The 26,596-nt window shown below is 74.4% G+C and carries 25 protein-coding genes and 1 pseudogene; 13 read left to right on the top strand and 13 right to left on the bottom strand.

Annotated features, from left to right (window positions below; translation table 11 throughout):
* Positions 1 to 33: 33 nt before the first annotated feature.
* Positions 34 to 954: a proline dehydrogenase family protein gene (locus Sya03_RS00210; RefSeq protein WP_203936035.1), complete on the bottom strand. Its 921-nt coding sequence runs from the start codon at positions 952 to 954 to the stop codon at positions 34 to 36.
* A gap of 119 nt (positions 955 to 1,073) precedes the next feature.
* On the opposite strand from Sya03_RS00210, the gene Sya03_RS00205 reads away from it, so the two are divergent.
* A complete protein-coding gene (locus tag Sya03_RS00205) occupies positions 1,074 to 1,619 on the top strand; it encodes a CGNR zinc finger domain-containing protein (protein WP_203936034.1) in 546 nt (181 codons plus the stop codon).
* On the opposite strand, the gene Sya03_RS00200 is transcribed toward Sya03_RS00205, so the two are convergent.
* Together Sya03_RS00200 and Sya03_RS00195 are read right to left on the bottom strand one after the other, a co-directional pair.
* Entirely contained in the window at positions 1,606 to 2,412 is an 807-nt protein-coding gene (locus Sya03_RS00200) for a sugar phosphate isomerase/epimerase family protein (protein WP_203936033.1), read from the bottom strand. The genes Sya03_RS00205 and Sya03_RS00200 overlap by 14 nt on opposite strands.
* Before the next feature lie 80 nt (positions 2,413 to 2,492).
* Complete coding sequence (locus Sya03_RS00195; RefSeq protein WP_203936032.1) at positions 2,493 to 5,693, bottom strand: hypothetical protein; 3,201 nt, start codon at positions 5,691 to 5,693, stop codon at positions 2,493 to 2,495.
* A gap of 107 nt (positions 5,694 to 5,800) precedes the next feature.
* Between Sya03_RS00195 and Sya03_RS00190 the strand changes: the two genes are divergently transcribed.
* Positions 5,801 to 6,691 (top strand): DUF3109 family protein, encoded by an 891-nt coding sequence (locus Sya03_RS00190; protein ID WP_203936031.1) that lies wholly within the window; start codon positions 5,801 to 5,803, stop codon positions 6,689 to 6,691.
* On the opposite strand, the gene Sya03_RS00185 is transcribed toward Sya03_RS00190, so the two are convergent.
* A complete protein-coding gene (locus tag Sya03_RS00185; protein WP_203936030.1) occupies positions 6,664 to 7,629 on the bottom strand; it encodes a helix-turn-helix domain-containing protein in 966 nt (321 codons plus the stop codon). The genes Sya03_RS00190 and Sya03_RS00185 overlap by 28 nt on opposite strands.
* Positions 7,630 to 7,727: 98 nt before the next feature.
* Between Sya03_RS00185 and Sya03_RS00180 the strand changes: the two genes are divergently transcribed.
* Together Sya03_RS00180 and Sya03_RS31450 are read left to right on the top strand one after the other, a co-directional pair.
* Positions 7,728 to 7,916, top strand: coding sequence for a hypothetical protein (locus Sya03_RS00180; RefSeq protein ID WP_203936029.1), 189 nt, complete (start codon positions 7,728 to 7,730; stop codon positions 7,914 to 7,916).
* Between the two features lie 116 nt (positions 7,917 to 8,032).
* The gene (locus tag Sya03_RS31450) at positions 8,033 to 9,505 is read left to right on the top strand and encodes a cellulose binding domain-containing protein (RefSeq protein WP_275411410.1); all 1,473 of its coding nucleotides are present in this window, start codon (positions 8,033 to 8,035) and stop codon (positions 9,503 to 9,505) included.
* 43 nt (positions 9,506 to 9,548) lie between these two features.
* Here Sya03_RS31450 and Sya03_RS00170 read toward each other — a convergent pair whose 3' ends face one another.
* Together Sya03_RS00170 and Sya03_RS00165 are read right to left on the bottom strand one after the other, a co-directional pair.
* On the bottom strand, positions 9,549 to 10,232 hold the full coding sequence (locus Sya03_RS00170) for a response regulator (RefSeq protein WP_203936028.1): 684 nt from the start codon (positions 10,230 to 10,232) through the stop codon (positions 9,549 to 9,551).
* The gene (locus Sya03_RS00165) at positions 10,232 to 11,485 is read right to left on the bottom strand and encodes a sensor histidine kinase (protein ID WP_239107016.1); all 1,254 of its coding nucleotides are present in this window, start codon (positions 11,483 to 11,485) and stop codon (positions 10,232 to 10,234) included. Before Sya03_RS00165 ends, Sya03_RS00170 begins: the two co-directional genes overlap by 1 nt.
* A 144-nt stretch (positions 11,486 to 11,629) precedes the next feature.
* Here Sya03_RS00165 and phoU point away from each other — a divergent pair, with 144 nt between their 5' ends.
* A complete protein-coding gene (gene phoU / locus Sya03_RS00160; RefSeq protein ID WP_203936027.1) occupies positions 11,630 to 12,274 on the top strand; it encodes a phosphate signaling complex protein PhoU in 645 nt (214 codons plus the stop codon).
* Between the two features lie 37 nt (positions 12,275 to 12,311).
* Positions 12,312 to 13,196, top strand: coding sequence for a DUF4232 domain-containing protein (locus Sya03_RS00155; RefSeq protein WP_203936026.1), 885 nt, complete (start codon positions 12,312 to 12,314; stop codon positions 13,194 to 13,196).
* Between the two features lie 46 nt (positions 13,197 to 13,242).
* Here the strand turns inward: Sya03_RS00155 and Sya03_RS00150 are convergent, their stop codons facing one another.
* Positions 13,243 to 13,992 (bottom strand): phosphoglyceromutase, encoded by a 750-nt coding sequence (locus tag Sya03_RS00150; RefSeq protein ID WP_203936025.1) that lies wholly within the window; start codon positions 13,990 to 13,992, stop codon positions 13,243 to 13,245.
* 128 nt (positions 13,993 to 14,120) lie between these two features.
* Here Sya03_RS00150 and Sya03_RS00145 point away from each other — a divergent pair, with 128 nt between their 5' ends.
* From Sya03_RS00145 to Sya03_RS00135, 3 genes are read left to right on the top strand one after another with little or no spacing between them, the layout of a single operon-like run.
* A complete protein-coding gene (locus Sya03_RS00145) occupies positions 14,121 to 15,425 on the top strand; it encodes an MDR family MFS transporter (RefSeq protein ID WP_203936024.1) in 1,305 nt (434 codons plus the stop codon).
* Entirely contained in the window at positions 15,422 to 16,639 is a 1,218-nt protein-coding gene (locus Sya03_RS00140) for an MFS transporter (protein WP_203936023.1), read from the top strand. The genes Sya03_RS00145 and Sya03_RS00140 overlap by 4 nt, the downstream gene beginning before the upstream one ends.
* Positions 16,636 to 17,532: a GNAT family N-acetyltransferase gene (locus Sya03_RS00135; protein WP_203936022.1), complete on the top strand. Its 897-nt coding sequence runs from the start codon at positions 16,636 to 16,638 to the stop codon at positions 17,530 to 17,532. The genes Sya03_RS00140 and Sya03_RS00135 overlap by 4 nt, the downstream gene beginning before the upstream one ends.
* 234 nt (positions 17,533 to 17,766) lie before the next feature.
* On the opposite strand, the gene Sya03_RS00130 is transcribed toward Sya03_RS00135, so the two are convergent.
* From Sya03_RS00130 to Sya03_RS00120, 3 genes are all read right to left on the bottom strand, one after another.
* Entirely contained in the window at positions 17,767 to 18,639 is an 873-nt protein-coding gene (locus tag Sya03_RS00130; RefSeq protein WP_239107015.1) for a hypothetical protein, read from the bottom strand.
* A 74-nt stretch (positions 18,640 to 18,713) separates the two neighbouring features.
* Positions 18,714 to 20,111: an FAD-binding oxidoreductase gene (locus tag Sya03_RS00125; RefSeq protein WP_203936021.1), complete on the bottom strand. Its 1,398-nt coding sequence runs from the start codon at positions 20,109 to 20,111 to the stop codon at positions 18,714 to 18,716.
* 27 nt (positions 20,112 to 20,138) lie between these two features.
* Positions 20,139 to 20,558, bottom strand: a complete 420-nt coding sequence (locus Sya03_RS00120; protein ID WP_203936020.1) for a DUF6194 family protein — start codon at positions 20,556 to 20,558, stop codon at positions 20,139 to 20,141.
* Between the two features lie 90 nt (positions 20,559 to 20,648).
* Between Sya03_RS00120 and Sya03_RS00115 the strand changes: the two genes are divergently transcribed.
* Entirely contained in the window at positions 20,649 to 21,413 is a 765-nt protein-coding gene (locus tag Sya03_RS00115) for a MerR family transcriptional regulator (RefSeq protein ID WP_203936019.1), read from the top strand.
* Here Sya03_RS00115 and Sya03_RS00110 read toward each other — a convergent pair.
* Both Sya03_RS00110 and mshA read right to left on the bottom strand, forming a co-directional pair.
* Complete coding sequence (locus Sya03_RS00110) at positions 21,325 to 21,810, bottom strand: type III secretion system chaperone family protein (protein WP_203936018.1); 486 nt, start codon at positions 21,808 to 21,810, stop codon at positions 21,325 to 21,327. The two genes, Sya03_RS00115 and Sya03_RS00110, sit on opposite strands and share 89 nt — an antisense overlap.
* Positions 21,807 to 23,105: a D-inositol-3-phosphate glycosyltransferase gene (gene mshA, locus Sya03_RS00105; RefSeq protein WP_239107014.1), complete on the bottom strand. Its 1,299-nt coding sequence runs from the start codon at positions 23,103 to 23,105 to the stop codon at positions 21,807 to 21,809. The genes Sya03_RS00110 and mshA overlap by 4 nt, the downstream gene beginning before the upstream one ends.
* 140 nt (positions 23,106 to 23,245) lie before the next feature.
* On the opposite strand from mshA, the gene Sya03_RS00100 reads away from it, so the two are divergent.
* The 3 genes from Sya03_RS00100 (at position 23,246) to Sya03_RS31975 (ending at position 26,003) form a co-directional block, all read left to right on the top strand.
* The gene (locus Sya03_RS00100) at positions 23,246 to 23,995 is read left to right on the top strand and encodes an SDR family oxidoreductase (RefSeq protein ID WP_203936016.1); all 750 of its coding nucleotides are present in this window, start codon (positions 23,246 to 23,248) and stop codon (positions 23,993 to 23,995) included.
* The gene (locus Sya03_RS00095) at positions 23,995 to 24,774 is read left to right on the top strand and encodes a class I SAM-dependent methyltransferase (protein WP_203936232.1); all 780 of its coding nucleotides are present in this window, start codon (positions 23,995 to 23,997) and stop codon (positions 24,772 to 24,774) included. The genes Sya03_RS00100 and Sya03_RS00095 overlap by 1 nt, the downstream gene beginning before the upstream one ends.
* Before the next feature lie 914 nt (positions 24,775 to 25,688).
* Positions 25,689 to 26,003, top strand: coding sequence for a YMGG-like glycine zipper-containing protein (locus Sya03_RS31975; RefSeq protein WP_503167688.1), 315 nt, complete (start codon positions 25,689 to 25,691; stop codon positions 26,001 to 26,003).
* Here Sya03_RS31975 and Sya03_RS31970 read toward each other — a convergent pair.
* Positions 25,961 to 26,479 (bottom strand): annotated as a pseudogene (locus tag Sya03_RS31970) (CBM96 family carbohydrate-binding protein); the annotation flags it as partial. The gene Sya03_RS31975 and the pseudogene Sya03_RS31970 sit on opposite strands and share 43 nt — an antisense overlap.
* Positions 26,480 to 26,596: the final 117 nt, after the last annotated feature.

The raw sequence follows: 26,596 nt of genomic DNA, 5'->3' as shown, positions 1-26,596 counted from the left end.
CGGAGGGCGCGGATGAGTGTTTCGGGACTGCCGTTAGCCGCGGGACACGAGGTTCCGGGCGAAGAACGCCACGTTGGCCGGGCGCTCCGCCAGGCGGCGCATCAGGTAGCCGTACCACTGGTCGCCGTACGGCACGTAGACGCGCACGACCTGGCCGCCCGCGGCGAGCCGGGCCTGCTCCTCCGGGCGGCAGCCGAACAGCATCTGGAACTCGTACTCGTCGGCGGCCCGGTCGAACCAGCGCGCCCGGTCCTCCGCGATCGCGATCAGCCGCGGGTCGTGCGTCGCCACCATCGGGTAGCCGTCGCCGGACATCAGGATGTTCAGGCAGCGCACGTACGCCTTGTCGACGTCCAGCGCCGACTGGAACGCCACCGACTCGGGCTCCGCGTACGCGCCCTTGCACAGCCGCACCCGGGACCCGGCGGTGGCCAGCTCCCGGCAGTCCGCCTCGGTGCGGCGCAGGTACGCCTGCAGCACCGCCCCGGTGGACGGGAAGTCGGCGCGCAGCTTGGCGAGCGTCTCCAGGGTGGCGTCGGTGGTGGTGTGGTCCTCGGCGTCGAGGGTGACCGTGGTGCCGGCGTCGGCGGCCGCGGCGCAGATCGCCCTGGCGTGCTCGTACGCCAGCCGCTCGTCGATCTTCTGCCCGAGCGCGGAGAGCTTCACGCTGACCTCGGCGGCCGGGGCCAGCCCGCCGTCGCGCAGCAGCCGCAGCAGCGTCACGTACGCGTCGCGGACCGCGACGGCCTGCTCGCCGGTGACCGTGTCCTCGCCCAGGTGGTCGAGGCTGACGGTGAGCCCGTCGTCGATCAGCTGCCGGGTGACCTTGAGCGCGTCCGCCGTGGAGGAGCCGGCGACGAACCGGCGGACCACGCTGCGGCTGACGGGCGCTCGTTCGGCGAGGCGCTCGAGGGCCGACGACCGGGACGCGGCGAGGAAGACGGATCGCAGCATGAGCCGAGCGTAGCGCCCGGCACACCGCGCGTCGGATCCACGTCCGAGTTGACGGCCGGCGCCCGGACGCCCGTTTCGCCGCTGCGTCGATTCCCGCCGTCGTCGTCTACGGTTGTCGGGTGGACTTCGATGCGTACGCGCGCACGGCCGTCGACCTCGTCAACGCGGGCCTGGACGACCTCGACGCGCTGCGCGGCCTCTTCGCCGACGGCGAGAACGACTGGATGCGCGACGAGGTCGCCGAGCGTGACGTGACCGTGTTCCGGCGGGCGCAGCGCCGCCTGCGCCAGGTCTTCGAGGCGGGCACCAGCGGCCGCGACAACGAGGCCGTCGCCGAGCTGAACGCGCTGCTGTCGGCGTTCCCGGTGCAGCCGCGCATCTCCGGCCACGACGCCGCCGACTGGCACATGCACGTGACCAGCCGCGGCGCGTCGGTCAGCAGCGAATACCTCGCGGGCGCGGTGTGGGGCCTGTCGGTGTGGCTGTGCGAGTACGGCAGCGCCCGATTCGGCATCTGTGCCGACGAGCGCTGCCGCAACGTCTACCTGGACACCTCGTCGAACAACTGCCGGCGATTCTGCTCCGAGCGCTGCGCGACCCGCTCGCACGTCGCCGCGCACCGGGCCCGCAAGCGCGCCCAGTCGGGGTCGCTCACGCCGGCGTGACGGCCTGCGCCGGCAGGTGCCGGCGCGCGAAGTCGAGCGCCTCGCGCAGGTCGGCCTCGCGCACGGCGCGGCTGGCGGCCTTGCGGGTGGCCACCTCGACGGCCACCGACCCGGTGAAGCCGCGCCCGGCGAGCGACGACAACAGCTCCGCGCACGGCTGGGTGCCGCGGCCGGGCACCAGGTGCTCGTCGCGGCCCTCGCCGGTGCCGTCGCCCAGGTGCACGTGGGCCAGGTGGGCGCCCATCTTGTCGGCCATGGCCAGCGAGTCGGTGCGGGCGGCCGCGCAGTGCGACAGGTCGAGGGTGTAGGCGTCGTAGCCGGCGAGCGTCGGGTCCCAGCCGGGGGCGTACGGCACGAAGTTCCGGCCGGCCATCTTCACCGGGTACATGTTCTCGATGGCGAACCGGATCTCCGGGTGCCGCCGCTGCACGTCGTCGAGGCCCTGGCGGAAGTTCCGGGCGTAGTCGCGCTGCCAGGTGAACGGCGGGTGCACCACGACGGTGGGGGCGCCGAGCGTCTCGGCCAGCTGCGCCGCCTTCGCCAGCCGCTCCCACGGGTCCGGCGACCACACCCGCTGGGTGACCAGCAGGCAGGGCGCGTGCACCGACAGCACGGGCACGCCGTAGTGGTCGGCCAGGCCCTTGAGCGCGCCGGCGTCCTGGCTGACGGCGTCGGTCCAGACCATCACCTCGACGCCGTCGTACCCGACCGTCGCCGCCATCTCGAACGCGGCCGCGGTCGGCTCCGGGAACACCGAGGACGAGGACAGCAGCACGGGTACGCGGGTACTCACGCGCTCCAGGGTAGCCCCGGGCCACGAATGGGGTAAACCACCGCACCCCGGGCCGGTGGTCCGGCCCGGGGTGTCGGCGGTCAGCGGCGGGCGGCGTGCTCCCGGACCAGCTCCAGGTTCCGGATCGCCTCGTCCACCAGCGGCAGCGTCTGCACCTCCTGCCTGAGGTGGAGCGCCTTCGAGTGCACCTCGTAGCGGTACCGCAGCTCGTCCGAGCGCTTCCGGCCCTCACCGAGCAGGCAGCTCGCCACCGGGTCGTCCTCGTAGTACAACCGCTCGATCGGCACGCAGCTGCCGGTCGGGGCGTCGAGCAGCGGCTGCTCCACGCCGCCGGACTTGCGGGCCCTGGCGTTCTCGGCCGCCTGGAGGAAGACCGCCTGCAGCAGCGGGGTGGCGGAGAGATTGTTCGGCAGCCCGTGGCCGCCGTGCAGCAGCGCGCGCAGCATCTCGTCGTTCTCCAGCGCCCGCGGGAACCCGACCGCCGTGTACGCCTGCAGCCGCCGCATGCTGGAGTCCAGCGCGCGGGCCGACGGCAGGGCGTTGGTGCGCAGCCGGTTCGCCACCAGCGTGTAGTAGGCGGCCCGGCGCCGGTCGAGCAGGGCGCGCGCCTCCTCGATGCCCGCCGTGGCGGTGCTGGTCGTCGACTCGAACGTGCCCAGCGACAGGGTGGCCACCTTGTCGGCCGCGTTGCCGCCGTTCGCCGGGCAGTCGTCCGGCACGGGCTCGAACTCGTCGCGGGAGTCCCAGGAGCACAGCAGCACCTTGCGCTTCGTGGTCGTCGCGCGGCCCAGCACCCGGCCCTGGCCCGTCACGTCCACCCACTCCTGGAAGTCGGCGATCAGGTAGCTGTGGCGGCTGTGGTGCCAGACGATCGCCGGCGGGTGTCCGTTGCCGCCGCCGATGAACTCCCGCCGCTTCTCGTTGAACGCGGCCGACCAGCGGGGGTTCGTCCAGCACACGCGGTACGAGTACGAGGCGTCGGCGTACAGGCCGAGCAGCAGAGGGCGGGGCAGGTTGCGGCCGGTGACCGCGTCCGGGACCTTCGTGGGGCGGCTGTTGTCGCTGCACCGGGTGGCTTGGGCGGGCACCGCCCGCAGCTTGTTCACTGCGCCGTCGGTGGGGTTGACCGACATCTTGTCGACGTCCACGGGTTGCATCTCGGCCGGCGGCGGGCCCGACGCGCCCATCGGCTGACCACTCCACAGCCGGATCCGCCGGTCCGGGACCATCACCTGCTCCTCCAGGTCGGGCAGGCTCTCCGCGAACGCCGCGCGCAGCCGGTCGTTCTCCGCGAGCAGGCCGGTGTAGAGCGGGTTCGTCGCGGTCCAGGCGCCCGACGCCGGCGGGCCGACCGGCGTGCTGAAGGCGGCTGCGGTGTCGCGGATCTGCCGGCCCGCGGCGAGGATGCGGTCCGCCCGGGCCGACGACTCGATCGCCGCGAACCGCGGGTTCTGCGCGGCCGTCAGGGTGTACGCGCGGGCGGCCGCGGCCCACAGGTCCGCGTTCGGGACGCGGCTCGCCGAGCGGGGCACCGTCAGCCCGTACGCCGCGGCGCGCACGGCCAGGTAGTCGACGGCGCCGAGCGGGCCGTGCGCGTCGACGGCGGCGTCGAACTCGGACGAGGTGAGGTCGGCCCAGGTGAAGTTGGCGTTGCGGGCCGTCGACGTGGCCGTGGTGTCGAACCGGTTCACGCCGGTGACGTAGTCGTTGCCGCCGGACTCGTAGTTGGGCAGCGGCGTGTTGTTCTGGAACTCGTAGTCGACGTACAGGTTGGCGGCGTTGAGGAACTCCGTCTTGTTCGCGTCGGACACCTGGCTGATGAGCTGGAAGTTGAACGCCTGCACCTTCGACTCCAGCGCGAGCAGGTCGGTGTGCACCCGGCGCACGTCGGCGCGGACGTCGTGCAGCAGGGAGATCACCGTCTGGAAGTGGGACATCATGTCGCGGTAGATCCGGGACAGCCCGGCGTCGACCCGGTCGAACCGGTCGTTCATCGCCTCGTAGAGGGTCTCGAACGACTGCTGGACCCCCCGGAAACCGTTCGCCATCGCGCGCAGCAGCTGCTCGTGCTGCTCGTTCTTGGCCGCCGCGTCATCACCGCTGCCCCACGAGAAGATGATCTGGGCGAGGCCGATGACGGCGCCGATGATCGCGCCGATGTAGCCGAAGGTGGCGGCGCCCATGCCGGTCGAGACGGCCAGGGTCGCGATGGCGGTGTAGAGCTTGTTCAGCGCCGTCGCCAGCTGGTACACGGTCTCGGTGAACACCGCGAGCCGTTTCGCGAAGCCCTCGTCGACCCGCTCGGCGATCCAGACGATGGCGTCCAGCCCCGCCTTGGCGCCGTCGATGATCTCCTGCCGCTCCTGCAGGTCCTTCTTGGCCTGCGCGATCTGCGCCGGCGTCGGCCCACGCTCGCCCGGCTTGCCCGGGACACCGGCCCGGCTCAGCAGGTCCTCGATGGCCCGGGTCAGCTTCGACTGCTCGCCGGTGAGCTTCGTCTGCAACGCCTCGAACTGCTCGCGCAGCTCGGTCCAGAACTCCTCCGACCCCTCGTCGGCGGCTTTCTTCAGCTCCTTGACGTCGACGAGCTTCGACAGTTGCAGCGCGTCGGACGCGAAGTCCTCGAACGTCCATTTCGGGTCGGCGCCGGCCGGCTCGGCCGCGGTCGGCTTGCCCAGCTCGTTCTTCCAGGTGGTCGCGACGCTCGTGTCGGCGTCCGCGCCGACCTTCTTGCGCAGCGCCAGCCACGTCGACTGCTGGGCGTCCGCGTACGCGATGTCGAGGGCGTAACGCTGCTGGGCACCGGACAGCCGCTGGTCGATCGAGTCGACGCCGGCCGCGAGGTCCTTCGCGGTCGCCACGTCGAGCAGGCCGGTGGTGCGCTCGCCGGTGACGACCGCGCCGGGAACGGTGTAGAGCACCTGGAGCTGCCGGCCCAGCAGTTCGGCCCCGGGCAGCGCCCGGTCGGTCTCGGTGAGGGCGGCGTCCAGGCCACCCGCGACGGCGGCCATATGCGCGGCGACGGCGGGCTGGTCGGCGGCCGGGTTCGCGGCGCGCCAGTCGAGCAGCTCGGCGGTGAGCACCACGGAACGGTGGTACGCCGGGCCGCTGTCCTTGAGCCGGACGGCGGCGCCGAACAGGACGTCGGCGATCTCCGCCTCGGACAGGGGGACGGGGTCGGCGGCTTGCGCCGGCGTCAGGTAGCCGGAGGCAATGGCGAGGACGAGGCCGCCCGCCAGGACGGCGCTCATCCTCCGCGCGCGGCTGAACGGCTTTCTCATGACGGTCATCCTGCGAACGCCGATGATCGGCCGGCACGCCCGAAAGGGAACGCCGACGGGCAACGGCATCCGAGCCGGGGGCAGCCCTCGGGCGTACGCTGGCGCGGGTGAGCCCCCGGCGGACGAACCTTCGTGTCCTGGTCGACCCCCCGCAGCGCGAGGTCGGCCTCGACTTCCCGCGCGAGTGGATCGAGTTCGCCGACCCGGCCGACCCGCAGCACCTCGTGCGCGCCGACCTGACCTGGCTGCTGTCGCGGTGGACGTGCGTGTTCGGCAAGGCGTGCCACGGCATCGTGGCGGGCAAGGCGGACGAGGGCTGCTGCTCGCACGGCGCGTTCTTCACCGACGCCGACGACGAGAACCGGGTCCGCTCGGCGGTCGCCCGGCTCACCCCGCAGACCTGGCAGCACCACCGGCGCGGCTTCAAGAACTGGACCGAGGTCGACACGATCGACGGCAGCGCGCCCGCGCGGCGCACCGCCACCCGGGTCGCCGACGGCCCGTGCGTGTTCCTCAACGAGGCGGACTTCCCGGGCGGCGGCGGCTGCGCCCTGCACGCGCAGGCGCTGCGCGACGGCGCGCACCCGCTGGAGTACAAGCCGGACGTCTGCTGGCAGCTGCCGGTGCGCCGCGAGCAGGAGTGGACCAAGCGCCCCGACGGCACGAAGCTGCTGGTCTCGACCCTGACGGAGTTCGACCGGCGGGGCTGGGGCCCGGGCGGGCACGACCTCGACTGGTGGTGCACGTCGTCGCCCGAGGCGCACACCGGCACCGAGGCGATGTACCTGTCGTACGGCCCGGAGCTGGCGGCGCTGATCGGCGAGAAGGCCTACGCGGAGCTGGCCCGGCTGTGCGAGGCCCGGCTGGCGCAGGGGCTCATCTCGCCGCACCCGGCCACGGTGGCGGCGGCGCGTTCCGGCGAGGACCTGGACGAGGGCGGGCGCGAGCCGGCGTCGCCGCCCGGGCCGGGTCAGCGGGTGGCGAAGGCCCGCCGGTAGTCGCGCGGCGGGACGCCCCGGCGGCGCACGAACTGCTCGCGCAGGGCCGCCGACGTGCCGAAGCCCGCCATCCGGGCGACCTCCTCGACCGACAGGTCGTGCGTCTCCAGCAGCTCCTCGGCGCGGTGCACCCGCTGGCCGAGCAGCCACGCGTGCGGGGTGGCGCCGGTGGCGGCCTTGAAGTGCCGGGCGAAGCTGCGCGGGCTCATCAGGGCGCGGGCGGCGAGCTGCTCGACCGACAGCGGCAGGTGCAGGTTCTCCCGCGCCCAGCCGATGACCTCCTGGAGCCGGTTGTCCTCGCACAGGTCGGGGACGGGCGCCGCCACGTACTGGGCCTGGCCGCCGTCGCGGTGCGGCGGGACGACGAGGTCGCGGGCGAGCGCGGTGGCGACGCCGGAGCCGTACTCGCGGCGCAGCAGGTGCAGGGACAGGTCGAGCCCGGCGGCGGAGCCCGCGCCGGTGACGATCCGGCCCTCGTCGATGTAGAGGACCTCGGGTTCGAGCCGCACGGCCGGGTAGCGCGCGGCGATGGCCTCGGCGTACCGCCAGTGGGTGGTGGCGCGGCGGCCGTCGAGCAGGCCGGCGGCGGCGAGCACGTACGCGCCGGTGCAGTGGCTGGCGATGGTGGCGCCCCGGTCGTACGCGGCGCGCAGCGCGGCCAGCGCCTCGGGCGACGGGTTGGCGGCCAGGTCCTCCCAGCCGGTGACGATGACCAGGTCGGCGGCGGCGAGCCGGTCGAGGCCGTGCTCGACGAGGACGGTGAGGCCGGTGTCGCTGCGCAGCGGCCCGGGGACGTCGGCGCACACCGCGAAGTCGAACCGGGGCAGGCCGCGGCCGCTGCGGTCGTAGCCGAAGATCTCGCTGACGATGCCGAGGCCGAAGGCGCCGAAGCCGTCGCTCACGTACGCGGCGACGGACCGGAACGGGTGCGCGCTCATGGCCTCAGCATGGCACCGAAACGGGGTTGGCAGAAGACTTGCGATGGCGGTCTTTTCTGCCACTGTCGGCGCGCGCGGCGCGGCGGGACGCTGTTCCCATGTTCGCCATCGACTGCCCCAGCCACGGCCGCCAGGTGCTCGTCACCGACCGCCGCATCCGCTCGCTCGCCAACACCGACCACGGCATCGTCCTCGACGTCGAGTGCTGGTGCGGCACCCACGTGACCCTGGTGACCGGCCGGTCCGCCAGGCCCGCGGCCGCCCGCCCGCTGACCCCCGCCGCGTGACGGCCGGCCCCGGCACGCGGCGGGCCCGTTCCGCACGTGGTCCGTAGACGCCGTCCACGCCTGTGGTCGCGTTCACCCCATTGACCTTCGTCCACAGCTTGAAACAAACTGCACAGGTGATCGCCCCCTCCCTCCGCCGCGGCGCCCTCGCGGTCCTGCTCGCCACCGCGGCCGGCGCCGCCGCGGTGGCCGTCGCCCCCTCGGCCCACGCCGCGCAACCCGTCCTGACCGCCACGTTCGTCCGCACCTCCGCCTGGAGCTCCGGCTACGGCGCGGACTACGTGCTCACCAACCGCGGCGACGCCCCCGCCACCGGCTGGACGGTCGAGTTCGACCTGCCCGCCGGCACCCGCGTCACCGGCTCGTGGAGCTCGGTGCGCACCACCACCGGCGACCACCACCGGTTCGCCGACGCGGGCTGGAACGGCACCGTCGCGCCCGGCGCCAGCGTCAGCTTCGGGTTCAACGCCGCCGGCCTCGGCACCCCGCTGAACTGCACCGTCAACGGCGCCCCGTGCGCCGGCGGCCCGCCCCCGCCAACCACCACCGCACCGACCACTCGTCCGCCGGCCACCCCGCCCGCCACGACCGCGCCGCCGACCACGCCGCCGACCGGGCCCCCGGCCGGGCCGGTCGTCGACGTGCGCACCGCCGCGCAGCTCGAGGCCGCCGTCGCCGCCGCCCGACCCGGCCAGACCATCCGGCTCGCGCCCGGCACCTACCACGGCGCGTTCGTCGCGCGCACCGTCGCCACCGCGGCCCAGCCGGTCACCGTCACCGGCCCCGCCACCGCGATCCTCACCAACCCCGAGCCCGCCGGGAGCAACCCCGGCTGCACGGTGCCCGCCGCCGGGTTCGACCCCGGCTACGGCTTCTGGCTGTACGGGGCCGCGCACTGGCGGCTCACCGGCTTCACCGTCACCGGCGCGCGCAAGGGCATCGTCGTCGACGCCTCGCCGCACGTCACCGTCGACGGCGTCCACGTGCACACCATCGGCGACGAGGCCGTCCACTTCCGGCGCACCTCGCCGGACGGCATCGTGCGCAACTCGCGCATCGAGAACACCGGGGTCACCCAGCCCCAGTACGGCGAGGGCGTCTACCTCGGCTCGGCCAACTCCAACTGGCCCTGCTACGGCACCGCCGGCGGCCCCGACCGCACCGACCGGGTGCAGGTGCTGAACAACCGGATCGGCCCGGACGTGCGCGCCGAGCACATCGACATCAAGGAGGGCACCACCGGCGGCGTCGTGCGCGGCAACACGTTCGACGGCCGGGGCATCGCCGGGCAGAACTCCGCCGACTCCTGGGTCGACGCCAAGGGCACCGGCTACCTCATCGAGGACAACACCGGCACGTTCCGGGCCCCCGGCACGTTCGCCAACGGCTACGAGACGCACCACCCGACGCCCGGCTCCGGCTGCGGCAACGTGTGGCGCGGCAACCGGTCCGATCTCGGCGGCGCCGGGCGGTGGGCGGTCAACGTGACGTCCACGTCGAAGTGCGCCGGCAACCTCAACGTGGTGTACGCGTCCAACACGGTCGTGAACGCCACCGGCGGCCTGACGAACATCGCCGTCACGCCGTGACGGAAGGCCCCGGGCGCCGGTGGTGGGACCGGCGCCCGGTCCGTCACGGCTCGAACTTGTAGCCCAGCCCGCGCACCGTGACGATGTAGCGCGGCGCCGACGGCTCCGGTTCGACCTTGGAGCGCAGCCGCTTCACGTGCACGTCGAGGGTCTTGGTGTCGCCGACGTAGTCCGCGCCCCACACCCGGTCGATGAGCTGGCCGCGGGTCAGCACCCGGCCCGCGTTGCGCAGCAGCAGTTCGAGCAGCTCGAACTCCTTCAGCGGCAGCTGCACGCCCGCGCCGTCCACGGTCACGACGTGCCGCTCGACGTCCATCCGGACCGGCCCGGCGGCCAGCGTCGGCGTCGACGCCTCCGGGGCCGGGTCGCCCTGGCGGCGCAGCACCGCGCGGATGCGCGCCACCAGTTCCCGCGGCGAGTACGGCTTCGTCACGTAGTCGTCGGCGCCGATCTCCAGGCCGACGACCTTGTCGATCTCGCTGTCGCGCGCCGTCACCATGATGATCGGCACGTGCGAGCGCTGCCGCAGCTGGCGGCACACCTCCGTGCCGGACATCTCCGGCAGCATCAGGTCGAGCAGCACGATGTCGGCCCCGGTCCGGTCGAACTGGGTCAGGGCGGAGGTGCCGGTCGGCGCGACCGAGACCTCGAAGCCCTCCTTGCGCAGCATGTACGACAGGGCGTCGGAGAACGACTCCTCGTCCTCCACCACGAGTACGCGGGCCACTAGCTGTTCCTTCCGGGTACTTCCGCCGCCTCGGGCGCGAGCGCCGGCGGGAGCGGGAGCGGCGCCTCCAGCGGTTGCGCCGGGAGCCGCAGGGTGAACGTCGAGCCGCCGCCCAGCACGCTGGACACGTCGACCCGGCCACCGTGGTTGGTGGCGATGTGCTTGACGATGGCGAGCCCCAGCCCCGTGCCGCCGGTGGCGCGGGAGCGGGCCTGGTCGGCGCGGTAGAAGCGCTCGAAGATGCGGTCGAGGTCCTGCGGGCTGATGCCGATGCCCTGGTCGGTGACGTCGATGTCGACCCACTCGTCGGCCTGCCGGACCGTGAGCCGCACGGTGGTGCCCTCGGGCGAGTACGCGACGGCGTTCTCGACCAGGTTGGACACGGCCGTGGCGACCTGGCTGTCGGTGCCCCACACGGTGGCCCCCTTCGGGCCCTCGTACGTGACGTCGATGTTCTTCGCCGAGGCGGTGGTGCGGGTGCGGTCGACGACCTCGGCGATGACCCAGTCGAGGGAGACCGGCTCGGGCGTCGGCAGCGGCTCGGCGCCCTGCAGCCGGGACAGCTCCAGCAGCTCGCTGACCAGCCGGCCCATGCGGTGCGACTCGTGGTGGATGCGCTCGGCGAAGCGGCGGGCCGCCACCAGGTCCTCGTTCGGCTCGGCCGCGCCGTCGCCGGCCAGCTCGGTGGCGTCGAGCAGCGCCTCGGACAGCAGCTGCAGCGCCCCGATGGGGGTCTTCAGCTCGTGGCTGACGTTGGCGACGAAGTCGCGGCGCACCCGGGCGAGCCGGTGCGACTCGGTGACGTCCGCGGCCTCCACGGCGACGTGCCCGGCGGCCAGCGCCACCGCGCGCAGGTGCAGGCCCAGCGGGGCCGGGGCGGCCCCGGCGCGGCCGCGCGGCATGTCGAGCTCGACCTCGCGGCGCACGCCCGTGCGCCGCACCTGCCCGGCCAGCGTGCGCAGGATGGGGTGCGCGGCGATCGTGCCGGGCGCCCCACCGGAGCGCAGCAGGCCCATCGCCCGGGCGGCCGGGTTGACCAGCACCGGGTGGTCCGAGCCGTCCAGGACGACCACGCCCACGCGCAGCGAGTCGAGACTCTTGCGGCCGAGCCCCTTCAGGACCCCGCCGTCCTGCTCCGTCCCGATGACGTGCCTCCCCTCGGCGCCGGCTCGCCGGCGGACGACGAACAGCCCCGCCGCGACTCCAGCCAGAGCGCCGGCGAGGACGAGGCCGGCGCCGACCACCCATTCCACGCTGCGATCGTAGGGGCATTGTTTACCCGGGCGGATCAGAGAAAAGGACTTTCCGGGCGCGCTTTCCGCACTGTTCACCATCCGGCCCGGCCTCGTTCATCGCCGTTCACGCGCCCGCCGCCGCCCCGACCTACGGTGAGGACCATGCGTGAAGAGTTCCAGGCCGAGCTCACCGAGCTCAGCCGTCTGCTGGTGACCATGGCCGAGGGCGTCCGCGCCGCGATGCGCAAGGCGACGTCCGCGCTGCTGAAGGCCGACCGCGACGCCGCCGAGCTGGTCGTGGAACGCGACGTCGAGATCAACCACCTGTACCGGCAGGTCGAGCAGAAGGTGTGCGACATCATCGCCCGCCAGGCCCCCGTGGCCAGCGACCTGCGCGCCGTCGTGGCGGCGCTGCACATCTCCGCCGACCTGGAGCGGATGGGCGACCTCGCCGAGCACGTGGCGAAGACCTCCCTGCGCCGGCACCCCTCCCCCGCCGTCCCGGCCGAGTTGCGCCCCGTCTTCAAGCAGATGTCCGAGGTCGCCGACCGGATGGCCGAGAAGATCACCGGCGTGCTGGCGGAACCCTCGGTCGAGGGCGCCAAGGAGCTGGAGACCGAGGACGACATCATGGACGACCTCGAGCGCGCCCTGTTCAAGGTGCTGCTCAGCGACGACTGGCCGTACGGCGCCGAGACCGCGATCGACGGCGCCCTGCTGGGCCGCTTCTACGAGCGCTACGCCGACCACGCCGTCAACTCGGGCCAGCAGGTCATCTACCTGATCACCGGCGAGCCCGTCGGCTGACCGCCGGCGTCCTGAGCCGCTGCGCCATGCTGGGCGCGTGGATCATCCGGACGGCGACGACACCCGGCCGCCCCTGAGCCGGCGCCGGCGCGGCGCCGTCGTCGCGGCCGCGGCCCTGGTGGCGGCCGCGCTCGCCGCCGCCTCGGCCGCCCGCCCGGACGGCTTCGGCATGCCCGTCGCCGGCCCGGTGCCGTGGGCGGACGACCCGGCGGCCAGCGTCCCGCCGCTGCTCCGGCGGGCGCCCCTGCCGCCCGCGCCGCCCTGCGACCCCGCCCGGCTCGGCCCGCTGCGCACCGACGGCGGCGGCGCCTGGCACACCGTGAACACCGGCCCGCGGCGCTGCACGCTGGCCGGCCGCCCGGCCCTGGTGGCCGGGGCGGGCGCCGCGGTGCGCACCGTCCCGGCGGTGCGGGGCCGCAGCGAGCTGGAGCAGTACCCGGCAACGGTGGAGCCGGGCGAGGCGGCCCGCGTGGTGGTGGAGGCCCGGGACTGCCCGGCGACCGGGCCGGCGCTGACCGCGCCCCGGCTGGTGATCGGCGGCGCCGAGCTGCCGATGGACGGCCTGCCGGTGTCCGAGGGGTGCCCGGCGTCCGTCAGTGACTGGCACGTCGTGCCGCCGGTGGTCGGCGGGCCGGCCCGGGTGACCGTGGCCGCGCCCCCGCAGGTCCGCGCCGGCGGGACGGCCGAGTACACGGTCACCTTCGACCGGGGCCTCGACGAGTGCCCCGTCTACCTCGCGCAGTTCGACGGCGCCGGCGCATGGCGGCAGCTCGGCTGCCGGTGGCTGGCCCGGACGTACACGATGCGGCTGGCCGTGCCGCCGGACGCGAACCCCGGCGACCACCGGCTCGGGTGGCGGGCCGTGTGGCCCGACGGCCGGATGACGGTGGCGGGCGAGGTGACCGTCCGGGTCGGCGGCTGACGCGGCGCCGGGCGGGGGCGCGCGGCCCCCGCCCGGCGCCGGTGCGTCAGCGGCCCTGGTTGGCGACCGCGGCGGCGGCGTCGCGGGCCGCGTCCGGGTCGAGGTACAGGCCGCCCGCGGTGACCGGGCGCAGCTCGGCGTCCAGGTCGTAGCGCAGCGGGATGCCCGTCGGGATGTTCAGCTTCGCGATGGCCTCGTCCGAGATCTGGTCGAGGTGCTTCACGATGGCGCGCAGCGAGTTGCCGTGCGCCGCGACCAGCACGGTCCGGCCCACGAGCAGGTCGGGCACGATCTGGTCGTACCAGTACGGCAGGGCCCGCTCCAGCACGTCCTTCAGGCACTCGGTGAGCGGGGCCAGCTCGGGCGGCAGGTCCGCGTAGCGCGGGTCGCCGACCTGGGACCACTCGTCCTTCGGGTCGATCGCCGGCGGCGGGGTGTCGTACGAGCGGCGCCAGAGCATGAACTGCTCCTCGCCGTACTCCTCCAGGGTCTGCTTCTTGTTCTTGCCCTGCAGCGCGCCGTAGTGGCGCTCGTTGAGCCGCCAGTGCCGCCGCACCGCGATCCAGTGCCGGTCCGCCGCGTGCAGCGCCAGCTCGCTGGTGCGGATGGCGCGGCGCAGCACGCTGGTGTGCACCACGTCGGGCAGCAGGCCGTGCTCCTTCATGAGCTCCCCGCCGCGGCGGGCCTCGGCCACGCCCTTCTCCGTCAGGTCGACGTCGACCCAGCCGGTGAAGAGGTTCTTCGCGTTCCACTCGCTCTCGCCGTGCCGGAGCAGCACCAAGGTCCCCACAGTCATGCGTTCATCCTGCCGCAGCCCGCACTGCGGGACGCGCCGGGTGGCGATAACCACGTGGAAGCCGGGGACGCCGGTCACTAGCGTGTAAGCCGGGGTCGGTGGACAGCTCATTACCTGGGGGGTCGGACGTGCGCGGCTGGTTGCGGCGGACCACCGGCGGGCTGCCGGCCACGTTCTGGTACCTGTGGACGGGCACGCTGGTCAACCGGCTCGGCGCGTTCGTGCTGGTGTTCCTCGCCATCTACCTGACCCAGGAGCGCGGGTTCTCGCAGAGCCGCGCAGGCCTGGTCATCGGCCTGTGGGGCGTCGGCGGCGCGGTCGGCACCCTGGCCGGCGGGGTGCTCGCCGACCGGTGGGGGCGGCGGCCCACGCTGCTCACCGCCCACCTGGGCACGGTCACGATGATGCTGGCCGTCGGCCTGGCCCGCGACTTCTGGGCGCTGGCGGCGGGGGCGCTGCTGCTCGGCATGTTCGCCGAGGGCGCCCGGCCGGCGTTCGGCGCGATGATGGTCGACGTCGTGCCCGAGCGCGACCGGGTGCGCGCGTTCTCCCTCAACTACTGGGCGATCAACCTGGGCTTCGCGTTCTCCGCGGTGCTGGCCGGGCTGGTCGCCGAGGTCGACTACCTGCTGCTGTTCGCCATCGACGCGGGCACCACCCTGGTCACGGCGGTCATCGTGTTCCTGCGGGTGCCGGAGACCCGCCCGGCCGCGGCGCCCCGCACCGGGCGCGGCCCAGGCCTGGGCGCCGTGCTGCGCGACCGGGTGTACCTGATCTTCCTGGCGCTCAACCTCCTCGGCGCGCTGATGATCATGCAGCACCTGTCCACGCTGCCGATCGCGATGAGCGCCGACGGGCTGTCCCCGGCCACGTTCGGGCTGGTCATCGCGCTCAACGGGGTGCTCATCGTCAGCGGCCAGCTGTTCGTGCCGCGCCTCATCGAGGGCCGCGACCGGTCCCGGGTCCTCGCCCTCGCGTCGGTGATCATGGCGGCCGGCTTCGCGCTGACCGCCGCCGCCGACGTCGTCTGGGTGTTCGCCGTCTCCGTGCTGATCTGGACCGTCGGCGAGATGCTCCAGTCGCCGTCGAACTCCGCGCTCATCGCCGAGCTGTCGCCCAGCGCCCTGCGCGGCCGCTACCAGGGCACGCTGTCGCTGACCTGGTCGGCCGCCGCCGCGCTCGCGCCCGTGCTCGGCGGCGCCACCCAGGAGCACCTCGGCGACACCGTGCTGTGGCTGGGGGTGGGCGCGGTCGGCGTGCTGGTCGCGGCCGGGCAGCTCGGGTCGGGCCCGTCGCGCGAGCGCCGCGCGGCCGCGTTGCGCGCCGCCGAGCGGGCGGCCACCCCGGCGGTACGCCCGGAGCCCGCGCCCCTGCCGCCGCCGGAGCCCGCCGAGCAGGCCGTCGACCCGGCGCCCGCCGTGGAGCGCACGTGACCGGCCGCTGGCTGCGCGACGCCGCGGGCGGGCTGCCCGCCACCTACTGGTACCTGTGGGCCGGGCTGCTCATCAACCGGCTGGGCGCGTTCGCCGTGCTGTTCCTGTCGCTCTACCTGACCGAGGCGCGCGACGCGTCGCCGGCCCGCGCGGGCCTGGTCGTCGGCATGTACGGCGTCGGCGGCGTCGCCGGCACCCTGCTCGGCGGCGTCCTCACCGACCGGTGGGGCCGCCGGCGCACCCTGCTCGCCGCGCACGCGGCCGCCGCCGCCGTGCTCGTCGCGCTCGCGGTCAGCACCCACCTCGGGGTGATCGCCGCGCTGGTGGCGCTGCTGGGCCTGGCCCACTCGATGCCCGGCCCGGCGTTCGTCGCCGCCATCATCGACGTGACCCCGGCGGACCGCCGCTCGCGGGCGTTCAATCTGCAGTTCTGGGCGTTCAACCTGGGCATGGCGGGCGCCTCCCTGCTGGCGGGCCTGCTGGCCGAGCAGAGCTTCCTGGCGCTGTTCCTGGTCGACGCCGCCGCCACCGCCCTCACCACGGCGATCATCGCCTGGAAGGTGCCCGAGACCCGGCCCGCGCACGCCGACGCCCGCGCGGCCGGCAGCATGCTCACCCCGCTGCGCGACGGGGTGTTCCTGGTATTCGTCCTGCTCACGTTCGTCCAGGCCCTGCTGAACATGCAGAACAGCACGATCCTGCCGCTGGCGATGGCCGCCGACGGGCTCGGCGCGTCGGCCTACGGGCTCGTCGTCGCGGTCACCGGCGCGCTCATCGTCGCGGGCCAGCTGTTCGTCCCGCGGCTCATCGACGGCCGGGACAAGGCCCGCGTGCTGGCGCTGTCGATGGCCGTGTTCGCGCTCGGCTACGCGGCGCTCGCCGGGGCGGACGCGCTGTGGGCGTACCTGCTCTGCGCCGTCGTGTGGACCCTCGGCGCGATGATCGCCGCCCCGCCCAACGCCGAGATCAACTCCGAGCTGGCGCCGGCCCTGCTGCGCGGCCGCTACCAGGCCGTCTTCTACCTGGTGTGGCCCGCGGCCGGGTTCGTCGCCCCGGCGCTGGGCGGCGTCAGCCTCCAGCACCTCGGCGGCGCGCACTGGCTGCTGGTCGGCCTCGCCGGGGCAGCCGCGGCGGCCGGGCAACTGTGGGCGGGCCCCGCCCGCGCGCGGCGCGTCGCCGCCACCGCCGAGCGCACCGGCACGATGGTGCGGTGAGGATCCGTGCCGCCACCGCCGACGACGCGCCCGCCGTGGTGGAGCTGCGCCGGCTCGTGTACCCGTACCTGGTCCGCGGGGTCGCCGCGACCCGGCGGCTGATCGAGCACCCGCTGCCCGCCGAGCGGCAGGCCGCGTTCGTCGCCGAGGACGCCGGCCGCGTCGTCGGCTGGGTCGCCGCGAAGCGCAACGTGCGCACCGCCGACGCGGGCGCCGGCGACCTGTCCCTGCTGCACGTCCACCCCGGCCACCGGGGCCGCGGCGCGGGCGCCGCCCTGTACGAGGCGGCCCGCGCGCACCTGCGCGCCGTCGGCGCCCGCCGGGTGCGGGCCGTCGCGCCGCCCGAGGGCCTCGACTTCGCCCGGGCCCGCGGCTTCACCCCCGGCCGCGAGATCCGCTACGCGGCGCTGGACCTGCGCGCCGCCCCCGGCCCGCCGCCGGTCCCGCCCGGCATCCGGCTGGTCACCGCCGCCGAGGTCGGCCCGAGGCTCATGTACGCGGCCGAGGCCGCCGGAGCCGCCGACGAACCCGACGACGCGCCCCCGGACGCGCTCACCTTCGACACCTGGCGGCACGACGTGTGGGATGACCCGGGCCTGGACACCGGCGCGAGCACCGCCGCGCTGGCCGGCGCCTCGGTGGCCGCGTTCTCGCTGGTCACCGTCGACGGCGACCGCATGTGGTCGGACATGACGGCCACCCTGCCCGCGCACCGGGGCCGCGGCCTGGCCCTGCTGGCGAAGACGACCGCCCTGCACCGGGCCGCCGCGCGGGGCGTGGTCACCGCGTACACGGCCAACGACGGGTCGAACGCGCCCATGCTGGCCATCAACGAGCGGCTCGGCTACCGGCCGGTCGCCCGGCAGTTCGCCTGCCTCACCGACCTGACCTGAGCGGGCCCGGACGCGGGGCGGGCGGCGCCCATCCCCATGAGCGCCGCCCGCACTTACCGCCGGTGTCGAGTGGCGCCGTCCCCCAACGGCCTCGAATGCCACCCGTCCCCATCCGTGCCCCGGCCGGACCGGGCCCGTACTCCCCAGAACGGACCCCCGGTCGGGACATCGATGATCACGGTAGTTGTGGCAGCTCAGCGGCCACAACCCGAAATCGAGTCTCCATCGTCACAGTCAGCCGTCCTCGCGGTCCGGGCTCTCCAGCTGGAAGAAGTTGCTGCGCCGGCCGTTGGACAGCTTCTGCTGGTAGATGAAGTTGAGCCGCCGCTTGTCGAACGTCTCCAGCCACTCCACCCAGTCGACGTGGCGCAGCGTCTCGCCGCCGTAGCCGGGGAAGTCGAACCGCAGCACGCCGAGGGTGTCGCCGGGGCCGGTGCCCTCGACCGTGGCCGGCACCGCCTTGCGGGCCTGCGCCCACCGGCGGATGACCTCGTGGTCGGTGGTGACCAGGCTGCGGCCGTCGCGCTCGGGCCGGTCGTCCGTCGAGCGGATCTCCTGCGAGTACTTGAGCGAGTCGGACGTCTCCGGGCCGGTGCGCAGGGTGGACTTCCGGCCACCGCCGGAGGAGCCCTTGACGGCGACCTTGCCGCGGCCCTTCGCCGGGGCCTTGCCGCCGGTCTCCTTCGCGCGGGACGCCTTCGTGCCGGGCGCGCCGGCCTCCACCGGGACGGTCGCCTGCACCCGCGCCTTGCTGCCGGACGCCTTGCTGCCGGACGCCTTGCTGCCCGATGCCTTGGCCGAGGACTTGGTGGCCGACTTGGTGGCCGACTTGGTGGCCGACTTGGTGGGCGACTTGGTGGTCGAGGCCTTCGTGCTCGTCGACTTCTTCGCGCCGCCGCCGCCCGACGTCAGCTCCTTGACGAGCTTCTTCACCAGCTCGGGCTTCTTCAGCTCGGCGGTGCCCTTCACGCCGCGGTCGCGCAGCCGCTTGCGCAGCGCGTCGACCTTCATCGCAGCGATGTCGCTCTCGCGCACCCCCGGGGTGTTCGGCGTGTCGTTGCCGGCCGTCGGGTTCTTCGACGACCGCGACTTCGTCGTCGCTGCCATGATCACTCGTCCTTCCGCTAGGTGACTCATCGACAGTCACCTACCCGGAGGAGACCCCGGTCGAACGTGTTCGCTCAGACGGCGTACGGGGTGCGGAACGTCCCGGCGGGGTCGGCGGCGGCCCGGATGCGGCGCAGCGCCGCCAGGTGCTGCCCGTGGTAGAGGGGCAGCGCGGCGGTCCCGGGCTCCACATAGTTCACGTAGCGGCCGGACGACCAGGGCGCGACGGCGGCGTGGCCGGCGTCGACGAAGGCGTACCCGTCGCGGACCGTCGCGGCGTCGCCGCTGCCGGGCTGGACCAGCCACTGCATCAGGGTGTGGCAGCGCCGCCACGGGAACGCGGTGGCGCCCGGCGCGATGCGCGACACGGCCCCGGTCAGCGGCTTGAGCTTGGCGACGCCGGGGCGGCGGGCGGCGGCGCGGCGCTGCACGACGGCGAGGACGCGGGCGACGGCCGCGGCGGGCAGGGGCGCGGCGAACACGTCGCTGCCGACGAGCTCGACGTCGCGGCCGCTCTCGGCGCCGGCCCGCTCGCGCACCACGGGCAGGTACGCCTTGCGGGTCACCGTGGCGGTGCGCGGGTCGCGGCCGATGGCGGCGGTCAGCGCGGCGAGGTCCGCGTCGGCGCCGAGCGTGAAGCCGGAGACGCGCACGCCGAGCCGGCCGCGGGCGTCGCTGCTGAACTGGCACGTCGACCAGGTGCGTTCGGGGGTGCGGGCGAGGACCCGCAGCCAGCCGGCGGCCACGGCGGCGGCGTCGCGCCAGTCGTAGGTGAGCACGAAGCGCCCGACCGTGGCGGGCACGCCGAAGGTGCGCAGCCGCCAGGCGGTGACGATGCCGGCCCGGCCGCCCCCGCCGCCGCGCAGCGACCAGAACAGCTCCGGCTCGCGGCGGGCGTCGACGGTGCGGTACCGGCCGTCGCCGGTGACGATGTTGGCGGCGACGACGACGTCGCTGGTGAGCCCGTACGCGCTGGACGCGAGCCCGATGCCGCCGCCGAGCGTGATGCCGCCGATGCCGACGGTGCCGCAGGAGCCGGACGGGATGCTGCGCCCGGCCACGCCGAGCTTCTCGTAGACGTCGAGCAGGCGGGCGCCGCCGCCGATGACGGCGGTGCCGCTGGCCGGGTCGTAGCTGACGGCGTCGAGCCGGCGGGTGTCGACGACGAGCGCGGACGCGCTGGTGGACGCGCCGACGTACGAGTGCCCACCGCTGCGCGCCACCACCCGCAGGCCGTGCCGGCGGGCGAACGCGACGGCGTGGTACGCGTCGGCCGGGGCCCCGCAGCGCACGACGGCCGGGGGCCGCACGGCGTCGAAGCGCGGGTCGTTCAGGGCGCGGGCGTAGTGGTAGCCGGCGGTGCCGGGGTGTTCGACCGTGCCGGCGAGGGTGGCGTCCAGGGCGGACCAGTCGGCGGCGCGCGGCGCGGCGAGGCCGAGGAGCGGGGCGGCCAGCAGGCTTCGTCGCAGCACGCCGCCGATCCTGCCATATCGGACAGTTCAGGCGCGGCGGGCGCGCTGGTTGGCGTGCTTGCGGGCCGCGAAGGCGTGCGCCTCGGCCAGCAGCTCCTCGTACGGGTGGCTGGGGTTGACCACGCAGACCCAGTGCTGGCCGGCGTAGACCGGGTGCGGCAGCACGACGTCGGTGACCGTGTGGTCGACCGGGCCGTCGACGGCGCCGACGCGCTGGGCGTACCCGGCCTTGGTGAGGCCGACGTTGAGCCGGAAGAAGCCCGGCCGGTCGAGCTGCGAGGCGGTGTCGTGGCGGTCCCCGGTGACGACGGTGGCGTACGGCATCTGCCGCTCCGGGGGCAGGTCGGCGTCCGGGTCGTAGAGCAGGTAGCTGTCCCCGTCGGCCTCCAGGACCCGGGTGCCGGGGAAACGGTCGCGGATGAAGGCGGTCAGTTCGGCGGCGTCCATACCGTCAATTTTCTCATTGAACTCCCTGTAGAGCGTTTGACCGGCGACCGCCGCGGTCACCGGCCCGCAACCCTCAAATAGGGTGGCAACGTGCGACTGGTCGAGCTGGCCCGCCGGGCGGGGATCACGGAGCAGCAGGTCCGCAACTACCTCGCGGACGGGCTGCTGCCCCCGGCCGGCCGCGCCGCGAACAACTACCGGGTGCTCACCGAGCGGCACGCGGCCGCGCTGACCTGCCTGCGCGCCCTGGCCGCCGGGCACGGCTGGGCGCGGGCCCGGCAGATCATGACCGCCGTGCACGCCGGCGACGTGGCGGCCGCGCTGGCCTGCGTCGACGACGGCCACGCCGACCTGGCCAGCGAGCGCGCCGCCGTCGCCGCGGCGAGCCGGGCCTTCGCCGAGGTCGCGGACGCACCGGCGGCGGACGCGCGCGGCGGCGCCCGGATCGGCCGGGTGGCGCGGGCGGTCGGGGTGCGCACGCCGGTGCTGCGGCTGTGGGAGCGGCGCGGGCTGCTGCGCCCGGAGCGTGACCCGGCGACCGGGTACCGGGTGTTCGCCCCGGCGGAGCAGCGGGTGGCGCACCTGGTGGCGGTGCTGCGGGCGGGCGGGTTCGACTTCGGCATCATCGCCGACGCCGTCGGCACGCTGCGCGAGCGCGGCAGCACCGCCGACGCGCTGGCGCAGCTGGCCCGGCGCGGCGCCCAGGTGGACGAGGCGAGCCGGCGGCGCCTGGCCGGCACCGCGGCGCTGCACGGTTACCTGGCCGTCAGTCCTTCTTCTCCGCCAGATGCGCGAACGCCTGCAGGTTCGCCAGCGACTCGCCCCGCTTCACCCGCCAGTCCCACTCCCGCCTGATGGCCGTGCCGAAGCCGATCTCCAGCATCGTGTCGAACGACTCGTCGGCGTAGGTGAGCACGGAGCCGAGCAGGCGGTCCAGCTCGTCGGCGTCCAGTGCGGACAGGCTGACCCGTCCGGTCAGGTAGACGTCGCCGGCGGCGTCGATGGAGAACGACACCCCGTACATGCGGGCGTTGCGGCGCAGCAGCCAGGCCCACAGCTCCTCGTGCCGCTCGTCCGGCTGCCGCATGACGAACGCCTCGATGCGCAGCGCGTGCTCGCCGACGATGAGGTTGCAGACGGTCTTCAGCTTGTGGGTGCCGGGCAGGGTGACGGCGAACGACGCCGGCCCGGTCGGCTCGCAGGGCAGCTCGCGGTCGGCGCATACCGCCTGGATCAGCTCGGTCACGCTCATCGGACGAGGTCCGCCAGTTCCGCCGTCAGCCTGCTCCGGTGCTCCGCCACGGCCTCACGGTAGACCGCCAGCAGCCCGCTCGCCGTGCGCGTCCACGAGAAGTCGCGGGCGTGGGCGACGGCGCCGCGGGACAGCTCGGCCCGCTGCCCCGGCGCGGCCAGCAGCGCGGCGAGGACCCGCGCCCAGTCGGCGGGGTCGTGCGAGTGCACGAGCCGGCCGCTGACCTCGTCGCGCACGGCGGTGACCAGGCCGCCGACGGCCGCGGCGACGACCGGCGTCCCACACGCCTGCGCCTCCAGCGCGACCAGGCCGAACGACTCGTTGTGCGACGGCACCGCGACCAGGTCGGACGCCCGGTACAGCGCGGTCAGGTCGCCGCCGGTCTGCGGGGGCAGGAACCGGACGGCGTGCGCGACCCCCAGCGACGAGGCCAGCTCGATGAGGGCGCGGGGCCGGTCGAGGCCGCTGCCGCTGGGTCCGCCGCACACCACGACGGTGACCTGGCGGGCCAGCTCCGGGTCGCGGCGGTGCAGCGCGGCGAGTGAGCGGATCAGCACGTCGGGGGCCTTGAGCGGCTGGATGCGGCCGACGAACGAGACGATCAGGCCGCGGGTGGGCAGCCCGAGGCGGCGGCGGGCCGCGGCGGACGAGCCGGGCAGCGGCCGGAACCGGTCGAGGTCGACGCCGGGCAGCACCACGGACACCCGGGCCGGGTCGGCGTCGTACGCGGTGACCAGGTCCTGGGCCTCGAAGCGGGTGTTGGCGACCAGCCGGTCGGCCTCGGCGATGACCTGCTCCTCGCCGATGACGCGGGCCTTCGGCTCGGGGCGGTCGCCGTCGGCGAGCTGCCGGTTCTTCACCTTGGCCAGGGTGTGGGCCGTGTGCACCAGCGGGACGCCCCAGCGTTCCCGGGCCAGCCAGCCGACCTGCCCGGACATCCAGTAGTGGCTGTGCACGAGGTCGTAGAAACCGGGCGGGTGGGCCGCCTCGGCGCGCAGCACCCCGTTGGTGAAGGCGCACAGCTGCGACGGCAGCTCCTCCTTCGACAGGCCCTCGAACGGGCCGGCCGTGACGTGCCGCACGTGCACGCCGGGCGCCATCTCGGCGACGGGCGGCAGGCCGCTCGCCGTGGCCCGGGTGAAGATCTCCACCTCGACGCCCATCTCGGCGAGGCGCCGGGACACCTCGACGATGTAGACGTTCATGCCGCCGGCGTCGCCCGTCCCGGGCTGTTCCAGCGGCGAGGTGTGCACCGACAGCGTCGCGATGCGTCGCGGCGTCAGTACGTCAGCCACCCGGGACTCCCTCCGCACACAAAAAAGGCCGCAAGCAACAACCTTTGCGCCACGGTTCATCTTCCCCGCGGCCCCGGACTCAACCGTCGCCGTGCCGACCCCGGGTGATCCTGGCCACCGCGGCGAGGCAGGATCGACGCATGAGCACAGCGGTTGTCACCGGGGCGTCCAGCGGGATCGGGGCCGCCACCGCGCGGCGGCTGGCCGTGGAGGGCTTCCACGTCGTGGCCGTGGCGCGCCGGGCCGACCGGCTCGCCGAGCTGGTGGCCGGCATCACCGGCGCCGGCGGTTCGGCGACGGCGGTGGCCTGCGACATCACCGACGACGCGGCGGTCGCCGAGCTGGTCCGGGCCGCCGGGGCGGAGGTCGCCCTGCTGGTCAACAACGCGGGCGGGGCGCGCGGCGCCGACCCCGTCGCCGACGGCCGGGTCGAGGACTGGCGGTGGATGTACGAGGTGAACGTGCTCGGCACCCTGCGCGTCACCCAGGCGCTGCTGCCCGCGCTGGTCGCGAGCGGCGCCGGGACGATCGTCACGGTCGGCTCCACCGCCGGCTTCACCGTCTACGAGGGTGGCGGCGGCTACACCGCGGCCAAGCACGCCGAGACGGCGCTGGTCGGCACGTTGCGGCTGGAGCTGTCGGGGCAGCCGGTGCGGGTGATCGAGATCGACCCCGGCATGGTGCGCACCGACGAGTTCGCGCTCAACCGGCTGGGCGACCCGGAGAAGGCGGACGCCGTCTACGCGGGGGTGGCCGAGCCGCTGGTCGCCGACGACATCGCCGACTGCGTCGCCTGGGTCGCCACCCGGCCGCACCACGTCAACGTGGACCGGCTCGTCGTGCGCCCGCTCGCCCAGGCCGCCCAGCACAAGGTGCACCGCGTGCAGTGATGAAGCCGCTCGGCACCGTCACCCGGGGCACCACCAACCCCAACCGGCTGCGCCGGATGGACCACTGGATCGCGTACGCCTGCGGTGACGCGCTGCGCGCGGCGGCCGAGCCGCTGGTCGTCGACCTGGGGTTCGGGGCGTCGCCGGTGACGGCCGTCGAGCTGCGGCAGCGGCTGGCCGCCGCGGTGCGCCCGGACGTGGTGGTGGCCGGCCTGGAGATCGACCCGGCGCGGGTGGCCGCCGCGGAGCCGTTCGCGCGGCCGCCGGGCCTGGTGTTCCGCCGCGGCGGCTTCGAGCTGGCGGGGCTGCGCCCGGTGGTGGTGCGGGCGGCGAACGTGCTGCGCCAGTACCCGGAGGCGGAGGTGGCGGCGGCCTGGCGCACGATGACCGCGGCGCTGGCGCCGGGCGGCACGCTGGTCGAGGGCACCTGCGACGAGCTGGGCCGCGTCGCCACCTGGGTCGCCGCGGACGCGGCGGGCCCGCGCACCCTGACCCTGTCGGTGCGGCTGGCCGACCTGGACCACCCGGCGACGATCGCCGAACGCCTGCCGAAGGCCCTCATCCACCGCAACGTGCCGGGCGAGAACGTGCACGACCTGCTGGCGGCGCTGGGCGCGGCGTGGGACGCGGCGGCGTCGCCGTTCGGGCCGCGGCAGCGGTGGGTGGCCGCGGCCGGCGCCCTGCGCGCGGCGGGCCGGCCCGTGCTGGACGGCCCGCGCCGGTGGCGGCTCGGCGAGCTCACCGTCGGCTGGGCGGCGGTGGCCCCGGCCCGGACATGATCAGGCCGCCCGGCGCGGGGGGCGCCGGACGGCCTGATCTCGGGGGGAAGGAACTACGTCACTTGAGGTTGAGCTTGACCTGGAACATCGGGTCCGCCGCCACCTTCTTGAACGCGGCCAGGCTGCCGGCCGTGCTCTTCACGCTGATGTTGCGGTCACCCTCGTCGTCGCGCTCGGTGTCGAAGTAGACGACCGCCTTGATGTTCGGGCGGTTCTTCAGCTCGGGCACCACGGTGTTGAACGCGGCGGCCTTGTCCACGGTGACGCTGGTGCGGTGGTACATGCCCCACTCGGCGACCATGATCGGCTTGGTCGGGTGCTGCGTGGAGGCCCAGTCGTACCAGCCGGTGCCGCCGCCGGACGGCTGACGGTCGAGCAGGTCACCGAAGTCGCCGTAGTGGTAGTAGCCCTTCTCGACGCTGACGTACGAGTCCAGCGCGATCCAGTCCACGACGTCGTCGCCCGGGTACAGGTCCTTCCACCAGGACTGCGCCATCCACTTCTCGTTGCCCATGTAGGCGAGGACGTTGACCACGTTGTCGACACCGTTGGCGCGCAGGCGCTTGATGACGTGGCGGTACATGGCGGCGAAGTCCTTGGCGGTCATGCCGGAGCCGGCGGTCGCGACGACGTCGTTCTCGGGCTCGTGGTGCAGGGCCAGGAAGAACTTCTCGTTGTAGTTGGCCTTGACGTACGCGGCGAACTTGTCGATCCGGGCGTCCTTCTCGCCGGCGGCGACCTTGGCCCAGGTGGAGCCGTAGGCGACCTTCCAGTTCTCGAGCAGCACGCGCGGGTTGTTCGGGTCGCGGGTCATCGCGATCTCGGCCTTGGTCGGGAAGACCTCGTCGCCCTTGTGGTACTGGTGGAAGATCGTCGCGGTGCGACCGGTGGTCTGCTCCCACTCCTTCAGGGCGATGTCACGCGGGGTGTCGGTGAAGCCGCCGGCCGCGGCGCCCCACAGCACGCCGCAGGACGGCACGAGCAGCTCGCCGGTGACGCACTCGCCGCTCTCGGGGGCGGTGGTCGGCGCGGTGGTCGGCGCCGTGGTGGGCTCGGTGGTCGGGGCCGAGGTGGTCGGCGCGGTGGTCGGCGCCGTGGTCGGCGCGGTCGTCGGCGCGGTGGTGGCCGGCGTGGTCGGGGCCGTGGTCGGCGCGTCGGCGACGGTGCGCTTGGTGGTGAGGACCAGCTCCGGGCCGCCGGAGGTGACGGTGCCGTACTCCAGGGAGTAGAGGCGCGAGACCGCGGCGGAGGACTTCAGGGCGAAGGAGTACACGCCCGGCTTGGTGACGAGCTTCGACAGGTCGAACTTGACGACCGTGCTGGTGGCCGAGACCTTCGCCGAGCCGACGGTCAGCGTGCTGATCGGCGCCCGGGCGGCGGTGACGGTCTTCTCGCTCCACGCGGTGGTGGTCTTCATCAGCGTCAGCGTGGACGCCGGGGGCTTGCTGGCGAACGGCAGCTTCAGCTCCGCGCCGGCGATCGTCGTGCCCGAGGCGAGCGCGCCGACCGTGAACTTCACGTAGGTGGTCTTGACGTCCGTGCCGTCGCGACCCGCAACCAGCTTGGTGTCCTGGCCGAAGTTGGCCGTCTTGCGCGCGCTGGACGTGTACGCGTCGTCCGAAGCCCAGATGCTCTTCGACTCGGTGACCGTACCCGCGTTCGCCGTGCCCACCAGGGCGATACCACCGGCGACGACGGAGCCCATCAGCAGCGCCCCGATCAGACCTCGCTTCGACAAAACATTTCCCCCTGTGTCTGCGCTTCCGTTGCCTACGTGAAGAAGGTTCGGCTCGCGCAGTAGCGGGGGCGGATAGGGGACGGG

The organism is Spirilliplanes yamanashiensis, from assembly GCF_016863475.1.
Classification (GTDB): domain Bacteria; phylum Actinomycetota; class Actinomycetes; order Mycobacteriales; family Micromonosporaceae; genus Spirilliplanes; species Spirilliplanes yamanashiensis.
The sequence above is the reverse complement of the archived record's forward strand: the minus strand, read 5'-3'. Positions and strand labels throughout refer to the sequence as shown.